Origin of the sequence: uncultured Peptoniphilus sp. (assembly GCF_946998875.1) — a bacterium.
Classification (GTDB): domain Bacteria; phylum Bacillota; class Clostridia; order Tissierellales; family Peptoniphilaceae; genus Peptoniphilus_A.
Genome location: NZ_CAMQAY010000051.1, coordinates 1 through 2,747, shown reverse-complemented (window position 1 = coordinate 2,747; position 2,747 = coordinate 1). Strand labels below are relative to the sequence as shown.

General features: G+C 29.9%; 2 protein-coding genes. Both read left to right on the top strand.

Annotated elements, in window-relative coordinates:
• Positions 1–668, top strand: a 668-nt coding sequence (locus tag Q0U74_RS07745; RefSeq protein WP_297393889.1) for an ABC transporter ATP-binding protein, incomplete at its 5' end; no start/stop codon positions are given.
• A 4-nt stretch (positions 669–672) separates the two neighbouring features.
• Positions 673–2,652 carry an FtsX-like permease family protein gene (locus Q0U74_RS07740; RefSeq protein WP_297393887.1) on the top strand — a complete coding sequence of 660 codons (1,980 nt, stop codon included), beginning with the start codon at positions 673–675 and terminating at the stop codon, positions 2,650–2,652.
• Positions 2,653–2,747 lie beyond the last annotated feature (95 nt).

Here is a 2,747-nt window from a genome sequence, read left to right as displayed (position 1 = left end):
ATTTTACTGTTGAAGCAGGAGAGTATATTGCCATAATGGGAGAGTCTGGAAGTGGAAAGACAACTTTATTAAATATTTTAGCCTTACTTGACAGACCAACTTCTGGAAAAGTAATTTTAATGGGCAAAGATTTACAAGAAATAAAGGACAGCGAAATGGCAAAGTTTAGAAGAGAAAATTTGGGATTTGTCTTTCAAGATTTTAATCTTCTTGATAACTTCACTGTTAAAGAAAATATTTTATTGCCCCTAGTATTGTCCGATGAAAAAATTTCTGTTATGGAAGAGAAATTATTAAAAATTGCAAAAAAGCTAAGTGTTTCGGATTTATTAAATAAGTATCCCTATGAAATAAGTGGAGGGCAAAAACAGAGAACCGCAATTGCGAGAGCACTTATAAGTGACCCAAAAATTTTACTTGCTGATGAACCAACAGGAGCTCTCGATAGCAATAACACAAGAGAACTTTTAAAGGTTTTTAAAGACTTAAACCAGGATAATGAGACTATACTCATGGTAACTCATTCTATCATGGCTGCATCAGAGGCGAAGAGAGTTCTATTTATAAAGGACGGAGAAATTTACCATCAAATCTATAGGGGCGAGAGGACTTCCCTTGATATGCAAAAGAAGATTGCAGACACAATGCAGATGTTACAAAGGAGTTGAGAAAATGAAATCACTTTACTCACGACTTGCCCTTTCTGGAATTAAGAGAAATAAAAAAATTTTTATGCCCTTTATAGGAACTATAATTTTTCTTATTGTACTTAATTCAATTTGTTTAAGCCTTGTCTTAGATAAATCTCTTGCAGGAGCAAGTGGAATGGAAACAATGAAAAGCATTCTATTTTGTGGAGTCATAGTTTTATCAATTTTTTCACTTATAATGCTTTCTTCTGTCTATTCTTTTATTCAAAAGAGAAAATTAAAGGAGCAAGGACTTTATTTAATACTTGGACTTGAGAAAAGACATCTGCGAATAATTTTATTTTGGGAAATAATATATATTATTATTTTTTCTATTCTTCCAGCAAGTATTTTTAGCCTTGCCTTATACAAACTTTCCCTTGGAATTTTTGTAAAGCTGACGAATATTTCAATAAATATATTTGAGGGTGGATTTTTAAATAATATTTTAGCAGTAGCTATCATAGCTTTAATATTTATTGCAATATTGATTTTTGTATTTGCAATTCAGATTATTAAGATGAGAAATTATTCTCCAATCGCTTTGGTAAATGAATCCAGGGCAGGAGAGAGGAAAAATAAATTTACAAAATTAATAGCCTTATTGGGAATAGTTTTTATTGCAGGAGGCTATGCCATAAGTTTAACTACAAAAAATCCGGTGCAAGCTTTTTTTAAATTTTTTATTGCGGCAACTTTAGTAATAATTGGAACTTATTTTGCTTTTTCAACCATAGTGACTTTATTTCTTGAACTATTAAAAAACAATAAGGCCCTATATTACAAGAAAGAAAATTTTTTATCTGTGTCAGGACTTTTATACAGGGTAAATAATAATTCTAGATCTCTTGCAAATATTGCAATACTATCCACAGCTTTTACAATAGTTTTGACATCGGGGATAAGTCTCTATGCAGGCATAGAAGATGTAACCAATAGATTATTTCCAGCACCCTATGTCATAAAGACTGATGCAGAGTCATTAAATATAAAAAATTTACAAAAGTATAGAGATAATATCAAAAGCTTATTAGCTGACAATAAGATTGAAGGAAAGGTCACTACAACTTTTCAATGGTCCATTCCACTTATTAGAGACAAGAATAAGCTAAAGGTAATGACAAAAAGAGAATGGACTAATGCAAATTTAAAAAATGACATAATTTCACTGAACATAATTTATAGTCCGGACACCAAATTAGACTTTAAAGGCAAGGATTTAATTTATTTTAAAGAAGATAATAATGAAGAATTTATAAAAAAATTGGGATTTAGCGCAAGGCAAGTATCCAATGAAACAATAGATATTCCATTGGAAAGTGTGCAGACAATTTTTGAAAAAAATAAAATATTAGCAAAAGATTACGAAACAGCAAATAAAATTTGTGAGAAACTAAATTGCCAAGGGAACACCTCTAAAGTAACTCCAGATATAACAAGTTTGATAAAGGGAAACTTGCCAAAAAACTTTAATAATTTACTTAATGAACACAAGAATGACATTAAAGTAAATCCAAATCAAAAACTCACAATAATAGATAGACAGCAAACAAAGGAGGAGTTTTTAAGTGACTATGGAGTAATATTTTTCGTTGGTATAATTCTTTCCCTTGCATTTTTAATAACAATGGGGCTTGCCATATACTACAAATTTCTCACAGAAGCCTATGGAGACGTAGAAAGATTTAAAATTTTAAGAAAACTTGGACTGGATGAAGTTGATGGTAAGAAAATTATAAGAAAACAAATGGCGTGGCTTTTGTTTTTACCAATAGTTTTCTGTCTCATCCACACATCCTTTGCCCTTCCTGTTTTGCAAAAGTTTTTAATGCTAATAGGACTTATGAATACAAAATTATTTATTAAATCAATGATTTTTGTATTTCTTATTTATATAATTTTTTATCTTGTAATATACAAATTCACAGAAAAAATTTATATAAAAATAGTTTTAGAAAAATAAAGCTCCTTATTGATTTATGTAACACAATGTAATACAGTTGCCTTAGAGGTGATGGATATGAAAACTGTATCTGTAAGACTTAATGCTGAAGAGGA